Below are 8201 nucleotides of genomic sequence, written 5' to 3'. Positions count from 1 at the left end.
TCTTAAAGATTATTTTTGTAGTTCGTTAGTTTAGGAAAAAAAAGAGAAACCCGAGTTTCTCCTGTGTCATTTTCCGTGTGGCAAATATGTGAACAAAATTCTTAAAAAAAAAATCAAATGGGGTTGATTATTTAGAAATTTTTCGCCATGTTTAATTTTGTTGAAAGTACAAAAAATATCTTTAATAAATATGAAAAATAATTTAAAATCCGACGAAGTAGAAATAAGAGTACGTTATGGTGAAACCGATCAAATGGGAGTGGTTTATCATGGTAACTACATACCTTATATTGAGATAGGGCGTACAGAGTGGCTTAGAAAGCTTGGAACCTCTTACAAAGAGATGGAAGAGAATGGGGTGATGTTGCCTGTTGTTGCTATTAATTTAAGGTACAGAAAATCAGCAGTTTATGATGAGGTTATTAAAATTGAGACGATCTTAAAAAAAATCCCAACAGCATCAATAGAATTTGAATTTATAATTTCAAACAGTAAAGGAGAGGTTTTAACAACAGGAAATTCAATTTTAGCATTTATTGATGCAAAAACAAATAGACCTATGCGTTGCCCTAAATATATCTTAGAAAAATTAGAAAATTAATTTTCTAATTCTTTTATTTTTATTTCATAAATAGCATCAAAAATATCAAAGATTTTGGTGCTGTTTTTTAAGCGTACAGAGATTGTAATATTACAGTCTAATTCTAGTTTTTGAGCGATAATTTTCAGGTTCTTTTCTTTTATAACACGCATCACTTTATTCATGTTTTTGTAATCGAAAGTGATTAAGTAGTTTACGTTTATTGTTTTTGTAATAATGTTAGAACTTTCTAAGGCTAATTGAGCTGAAGTTTTGTAGGCGCTAATTAAGCCTCCAACACCTAGTTTTACACCTCCAAAATAACGAACTACTATAATTAAAACATTGGTAACATCAAAAGATTGTATTTGCCCGTAAATTGGCATACCGGCACTATTATTAGGTTCGCCATCATCATTTGCTCTAAATTGAATATTGGGTTCTTTTAGGCCAATTTGGTATGCGTAACACCAATGTCTTGCAGAATGGTGTTGTTTTTTTATGGTTTCTAGATGAGATTTTACGTCGTCTTCATTTTGTATGGGAAATGCATAGCCAAAAAACTTACTGTTTTTTTCTTTGAAAAGCGTTTCTTCCGAAGCATCGGTAATAGTTTTATAAGTGTCTTTAATTATCATTGTAAGTGTGAAAGCATCAATAATATAAAAAAACGCCCAATCATTAAAATTATGACGGACGTTTTTTATTAAAGTGTTGTGATTATTATTTTATGATCACTTTTTTATAAATGATAGTATTTGTGTTTGTTTCTGAAAGTTTAACAATATATACTCCAGAAGTTAAATGACGACTATCAATTTTATCATCATGTACTTTTAAGCTGCTAATGAGCTTTCCTGTTAATGAGTAAAATTGTGCGGTATGAAATGTCTGGTTAGATTTGATATTTATAATTTCAGAAGCAGGAATTGGGTATAAGATGATTTCCTGTGGTTCTGGTTGTAATTGATCATTATGTAAGGTTTCGTTAGTTATTTCATAAGTGATATGTAATACTGGAGGATTTCCTTCATCAGCGGAATCTGCACGACGTCTTTCATTATCTAAATCTAAATAATTTTCTGTAGCTTCAATTTTTACAACAATAGCATTATCAGCTTTCCATAAGTTATGCGATACGATTGTATTTATATGGGGCGCTAAATCAAGCGTACGTTCTTCTTCACCGCTTGAGTTATTATCCCATCGTTCTGGTGTCCATAATTGCGCTTCCAAATAGGTTCTTGCGCTAATGTTGTTTAAATTATCTGTTATAGTTTCTGGGTTTGGGTTATTTTCGACAGCAATATATAAATCTAGAGGCTCGCTATCTGTAGCATCGGCTGTAAACTGAATATAAGCACTAGTAATTGTAGCTCCTTTAGGGATAATAACATTTCCAAACTCAATACCTATCACTTGATTTCCGGCAACATAAGAGGCATCGTAGACAAATTCTAAATCAGAACTCGATAATTCCATACTTCCATCGCTTTGTTGTTCGGCATCTACCGAAGCATTTATGGCAATATTAGAAGTGTATTCGCCTACAAATAGTGTTATTGTATTAGTGTTTTTTCCGCCTTGATCATCGGTAGTTGTTGCTTTTAACTCATGTACACCATCACTAAGTGTTTCAGCGATTACGTATGGTGAAGTCGTCACCTGACCAATTGAGATATCATCAACAAAAAATTCTACATAAGCAATACTACCATCTGTATCTGTAGCATTAGCGGTAAACGAAACGTTGTCACCGGTTTCAATATATTCATAATTATCGTGAGATGTAATTTCAACTACAGGATATTCGTTTGGAGATTCTGTATATTCAATATGTAAAACTGCTGGGTTTCCTTCGTCTACCGAGTCGGCTCTTCTGTTTTCATTAGTTAATGCTAAGAAATCTTCGGTCGCTTCTATTTTTACAACGATCGTATTTCCGTTTAACCAAGATGAATTAGAAACAATAGTTTGAATTGAGTTTGTAATATCTGATGTGCGTTCTGATGCTCCACTAGCATCTTCTATCCACGAATTTGGCGACCATAATGTTGCGTTTAAGTATGTTCTAGATGTTACATCATTTGTTGTGCTTGTTAAAGGCGTTGCATTTGCTGTGTTTTCTACTGAAATCAATAAATCAATTGGTTCACTATCTGTAGCATCTGCAGTAAATTGAATATATGCTTTAGTAACTGTAGCTCCAACAGGAATTGTAACGTTAGAAAACTCAATTCCTATGGTTTGGTTGGATCCGCCATCATAAACAAATTCTAAATCAGAACTTGATAAATCAATAGCTCCATTAGCGGCTTCTTCAGAATCTTGACTAGCAGAAATATTTGCTAGTTGTACTGTAACATCGTTAGTAATAATTACAGTATCTCCATTTGTAGGATTCCAAACTGCAATATTTTCAGGTAATACACCTGCTATTTCATTGTTTCCATTCTCACCAACAGATTGAGCATTATCTACCATAATTGTTTTTACTGCAATTTCTGTTGTAGATACGGTAATCCATTTAAATTGGTTAAAAGATCCAGAATCTCTAGTCCAAGCTTTGGCGTCGTTAGCTGTTCTTAATGGCGCTCCCCAGCAACCTTCACCAACATAAACAGTTCCGTTTTCGTTATCTATTTGAAAGCCTTCATCACAATTAGCGCTTCCGCCACATGGTTTTATAGGAAAAGTAGATTTTACATCATGAGAGTCAGATTCGTACACTAAATCTACTCCATAATCATAAAATAATTGCGACCAGTTATTGTATTCATCATTTCCTTCAGATTTTGAACTTACATGCGGACGCATTGGTTTGTGATATTGTGCCGATTTCCAGATAGAATTTTCAGTATTTAATTTTTCTTGTAACCATAAGGATTGATTTCCTCCAGCTGTAATTTCAGAATTTAGAGTATAGATGGTATATAAATCATTTCCGAAAGTAATATCGTAATACACATCTTCTGAAGGTGTATCAAATAAATTGTAGATACTTAAATTAGAATCTTCATGATTTCCACGGGTTGGAACAATAGGAATCATTCGTCCATCTGCAGACGTCGTTAATTGCCAGTGATTAAACCATTCAATCCATTCTGATCCGCTATCACCACTAGTCATATCCCCTCCAAAAAATACAGCTGTCGGTTTTAATTTAGAAACTAATAAATTGGCGTTTTGTCGTGGTACAATATTGTTTCTAGAATCTCCTCCGGCAATAAAAGACATTGGTATATTAGTGTCTGGTGCTGTTTTAAACCAAAAACGATTACTTGTACCTTGAGAGTCATTAATAACAAAATAGTAAGCAGTATTAGGTGTTAAGCCTGTTAGTTTTACAAAGTTGTTGTTCATAGATTTGTAATCTATAACGCGTTCTGCAGCTTTATTAAGTGGGTAGTTACTAAAGTTAATACCATAATCTGTGTCTCCAAAATATACTATTGGATTTGTACCAGAAGTTTGATCCCATCCAATGGTAATTGTCGTTGCGGGATCGTCTGTAATCACTAAACGATAGCGTGCGTTGTTTGCCTGTGATTTTATTGAAAAAATGCATAGTAAAATCAATAAAGTAATTTTTTTCATGTGATGTGTTGTTTAAGTTAAATGTCGAAATTAAGATGGAATTTCACAGGAATCATCAAGGTTTTTAAATGGTAACCTTAATTTAAAAGCTTAACATTATGTTGGTTTTTCAGTAATAAATAGATAATGATTAGGTAATGTATTATGGGAATTTGTTAGGGTATATTTGAGACCATAATTTATAATATGATGAGTAAAAAGAGTATAGTGTTTTTGTTGAAATTGACTTGTTTTTGTGTGTTTATTGGTCGTGCTTATGAGCATTTATTTTGGGACGCTCCTTTTAGGTCTTTACTTTGGGATCAAAAATTATTAAGTCCAATTGTTGAAGGTGTTTTTAATACCAGTTGGAGAGATTATGTTACTAGTTCAGCAGCGGATAGTATTATTCAGAATATTATGAAAATAAACGGCGCTTTTTATGCAATATGTGCTATTGTTAGCTTATTGATAAAAGAGAATTCTAAAAAAATATTTAAAGTTATCTTGTTTACAGGAGGTGTGTTTTTATTCTTATTAGCATTACTGCTAACTAAAAGTAAGTTTTACCACATAAGTATGTTTTTTGAACATAGCATTCAATTTGGAGCACCATTTGTATTGTTGTACTTATTTAAAGAAAAACAAGACGTAGCAAAATTAATTATGCCATTAAAAGTGATTACTGCGTTAGCGTTTATTAGTCATGGTGTGTATGCAATAGGAACTGTATATCCGTTACCTGGAAATTTTGTAACAATGACTTTAAATATTTTGCCTATAACCGAAAACCTAGCCAAATCACTTTTATATATCGCTGGTATTTTGGATTTTGTTGTGGCTATTTTAATTTTTATACCTAAAATATCTCGTGCGGCATTAATTTATGCAGCTTTTTGGGGAATTGTTACTGCGTTTGCAAGAGTTGTAAACGGACTTACTTATGATATGTCTTTTTTATCCTTACACCAATATTTATTTGCTACCATGTATAGAATTCCTCACGGACTAATACCACTTGTATGCTTCATGATCCTAACTTATATTAAGAGAAAAGAACCAATGGTAAGTGTATTTAATAGTCATTATGGTTTAGGAAAAAGTAATAATATGAAAAAAGAAGCATTACAGTAAATTTATAATGCTTCGTTAGTATTTTCATCTGCCTGTGGAGTTTTGTTGTATTTAGTATGCTCAATTTTCTTTTGTTCTAAAATGGCATAAAATTTTCTTGGAGAGATTTTTAAGTCTTTAGTGATTTCACTCACCTTTTTCTTTCTCTTTTTGTATAATTTTATGTTTTTGTTGACCTCTTTATTAAAGTAGTAAGCTTTTAGTTTATCAAGAACTTGAGTTTCGCTCAAATTTGAGGCTTCAGCGTAGTTTTCTAAGTCTAATTTTATTTTTGATAAGTTATTGTCCATAAGTGTTATTTTTAATTTGTTGTACGATAAAACCTATATGATTGATTACATATTTTAGTATTATAGAATAACTAATTTAATAAATTAAAATTTAATAATAGGTTGTGGGTAGTCTGTAACATTGTTTTTTTTTGATAGTATTCCATATATTTTTAGGCTAAAGTCACTAGTGTAATTGCAATTACAGCGAATCCAAGACCTAGCCAATTTTTTAAAGATAATTTTTCTCTAAATGCTAATAAGCCTAATAATGTAGAGAACATCATAATTCCTACATGGTTTACTGTAAAAAGTGTTGAGCTTTCAAAGAGTTCGTTATCTAGAGCTTTTAATAAGAAATAAATAGATCCATAATTCACAATTCCTAAAATTAATCCACTTGCCAAGCTTTTAAGGTTGAAGCCAAAATCTTTTTTGATAATAGTAGTTATAACTCCTAAAATAGCTGCAATTCCAAATATAGAAGCCGAAAAAATAGGAATCCCATTTTCTGGGACATACGTAGTCTCAATATATTTTATACTCGTATCAATAGTTCCTGAGCCTAAAAATAGTAAGACCGGAAGTAGTAAGTTTTTCTTAAAATCAATTTTAGAATTAGATTTTACCGAAGCTAAATATACCGCAATTAAAGCAAAACAAATTCCTGTAATTTTTTGAACTCCCTTACTTTCATCATACATGTAAATACCAAAAACAATAGGAATAACCACGCTCATTTTTGAAGCTACCGAAGCTACCGAAACACCATTTCTTTGCGCCGTTGTAGCCATCACAAAAAAGATGCTAATAAATAAGAACCCTAAAAATAGTGCGCCAGGAAACCAATCACTATAAAGCGTACTTTGTATAGTAATTGGTTGTTTGTAAGACGCCATACCAATAGTAAAAGCTACAAAATAATTAACCGTTATTGTGTGTAGTGTGCTTACTTTATACTTAGTAAGCAGTTTAAAAACAATAAATATTAGTGTAGAACTTAGTATACTTAATAGTAAATACATTTAAAATAAGTGTTCGTTTACGGTAAATAGGTTGACGATATCCTCGGTTTCTGGATTAATATTCCAGGTATGAATATCTAACTGTTTTGCAGCTTCTGTATTCTCGGTAGTGTCATCAATAAATAAACACTCGTTTGCTTTTAGATTATTTGTATTTAGGACAAAATTAAAAATTTCGTCATCTGGTTTTCTTAAATTGATTTCATGAGAAAGATAGAAAACATCAAATAAATTCTTGAATTCTTCGTAAAAATCTACATTGGCTTTTATCCAATCAATATGTAACTCATTGGTGTTGCTCAATAAAATAAGCTTGTATTTTTTACTAGCAGCTAATTCTTTTAAAAATTCTAAACGATGTATCGGAAAATCTTTCAATAGGCAATTCCATAAATCTGTTAATTCAATTTTATTAACCTTCGGAAAGTTTTCAAGATAAAATTCTAAAAACTCATCGGTATCTATTAATCCTTGTTCATATAAACAATTAATAGCCACAAACTCTTCATCTATAGTTTCAGTGTTAAATAGGGTTAGGGCATTGGCAAGCGCTCCAGCTTTGTCTAAGTTAATAAACACATCTCCAAAGTCGAAAATTAGCGTTTTAATCATTTATATAAGTTTTTAAAGTATCGTTAAGTATGGTTGTTTCAGAATGTAATGTTCCCGAAAATTTTGGTGTATTTACACCGGTTTTAAAATTTGAAGTTCCTGTAAATACACGCGCTTCGTCCCAAATATTTTCATCAATAAAAGTTTGTAGTGTTCTACAACCTCCTTCAATAATAATAGATTGAATATCCTTTTTGTAAAGTAACTCACAAATCTGGTTTGCAATATTACTATTAAAATTGATGTCATTTTCAGTAATAACAATAGTTTCCGCGTCAGCGTTAAAAACCTGTAACGATTTTAGGAGTTTTTCACTACGATCTAGCACCACACGAATTGGGTTTTGTCCCGTCCAATCTCTAACAGTTAAACTCGGGTTGTCGTCCAAAACGGTTTGTGTACCAACTAAAATAGCATGTTCTTCGGCACGCCATTTATGTACTAATTGTCGCGAGTAGGTATTTGTAATCCAAACGGGTTGTTGTTTGTCTTTTGTTAGTGGTGCAATAAATCCATCGGCAGTTTGCGCCCATTTTAAAATTATATATGGACGGTTTTTGTTATGAACCGTAAAAAAGCGTTTATGGTGCGTTTTACATTCAGTTTCTAAAATACCTGTAGTCACATTACATCCTGCATTTTTAAGTCTTTCAATACCTTTTCCTGCAACTTTACTGTGCGTATCTACAGTCCCAATTACCACATTAGGAATTTGGTGTTTTATAATTAAATCACTGCACGGAGGCGTTTTTCCAAAGTGACTACAAGGCTCCAAAGTCACGTATAGTGTTGCCGTTTTTAATAAGCTTTTATCAGTTACTGATGCAATCGCATTCACTTCAGCATGATTACCACCATAAGCGCTTGTAAAACCTTCTCCAATAATTGTATTATTACAAACAATAACGCAGCCTACTGTAGGGTTTGGTCTGCTGTAACCAAGGCCATTTTTAGCAATAGCAATGCAACGCTTTATATATTTTTCATGTATCTTCACAGCCGCAA

The 8201-nt window shown here is 32.1% G+C and carries 8 protein-coding genes; 2 read left to right on the top strand and 6 right to left on the bottom strand.

Annotation, left to right across the window (positions count from 1 at the left end):
• Window positions 1-190: 190 nt before the first annotated feature.
• The gene (locus tag ACU4C5_RS14885; RefSeq protein ID WP_446845007.1) at window positions 191-601 is read left to right on the top strand and encodes an acyl-CoA thioesterase; all 411 of its coding nucleotides are present in this window, start codon (window positions 191-193) and stop codon (window positions 599-601) included.
• On the opposite strand, the gene ACU4C5_RS14880 is transcribed toward ACU4C5_RS14885, so the two are convergent.
• Both ACU4C5_RS14880 and ACU4C5_RS14875 read right to left on the bottom strand, forming a co-directional pair.
• On the bottom strand, window positions 598-1218 hold the full coding sequence (locus ACU4C5_RS14880; protein WP_446845006.1) for an IMPACT family protein: 621 nt from the start codon (window positions 1216-1218) through the stop codon (window positions 598-600). The genes ACU4C5_RS14885 and ACU4C5_RS14880 overlap by 4 nt on opposite strands.
• An 85-nt stretch (window positions 1219-1303) precedes the next feature.
• Window positions 1304-4177, bottom strand: a complete 2874-nt coding sequence (locus ACU4C5_RS14875; RefSeq protein ID WP_446845005.1) for a fibronectin type III domain-containing protein — start codon at window positions 4175-4177, stop codon at window positions 1304-1306.
• A 186-nt stretch (window positions 4178-4363) separates the two neighbouring features.
• Between ACU4C5_RS14875 and ACU4C5_RS14870 the strand changes: the two genes are divergently transcribed.
• Window positions 4364-5290, top strand: coding sequence for a hypothetical protein (locus ACU4C5_RS14870; RefSeq protein ID WP_446845004.1), 927 nt, complete (start codon window positions 4364-4366; stop codon window positions 5288-5290).
• Window positions 5291-5292: 2 nt separating this feature from the next.
• Here the strand turns inward: ACU4C5_RS14870 and ACU4C5_RS14865 are convergent, their stop codons facing one another.
• The 4 genes from ACU4C5_RS14865 to ribD form a co-directional block, all read right to left on the bottom strand.
• Entirely contained in the window at window positions 5293-5580 is a 288-nt protein-coding gene (locus ACU4C5_RS14865) for a hypothetical protein (protein WP_446845003.1), read from the bottom strand.
• A gap of 152 nt (window positions 5581-5732) precedes the next feature.
• Window positions 5733-6584, bottom strand: a complete 852-nt coding sequence (locus ACU4C5_RS14860) for an EamA family transporter (protein ID WP_446845002.1) — start codon at window positions 6582-6584, stop codon at window positions 5733-5735.
• Window positions 6585-7196 (bottom strand): HAD-IA family hydrolase, encoded by a 612-nt coding sequence (locus tag ACU4C5_RS14855; protein ID WP_446845001.1) that lies wholly within the window; start codon window positions 7194-7196, stop codon window positions 6585-6587.
• A complete protein-coding gene (gene ribD, locus ACU4C5_RS14850) occupies window positions 7189-8193 on the bottom strand; it encodes a bifunctional diaminohydroxyphosphoribosylaminopyrimidine deaminase/5-amino-6-(5-phosphoribosylamino)uracil reductase RibD (protein WP_446845000.1) in 1005 nt (334 codons plus the stop codon). The genes ACU4C5_RS14855 and ribD overlap by 8 nt, the downstream gene beginning before the upstream one ends.
• Between the last annotated feature and the right edge of the window lie 8 nt (window positions 8194-8201).

Source organism: Lacinutrix undariae (assembly GCF_052934785.1).
The sequence above is the reverse complement of the archived record's forward strand: the minus strand, read 5'-3'. Positions and strand labels throughout refer to the sequence as shown.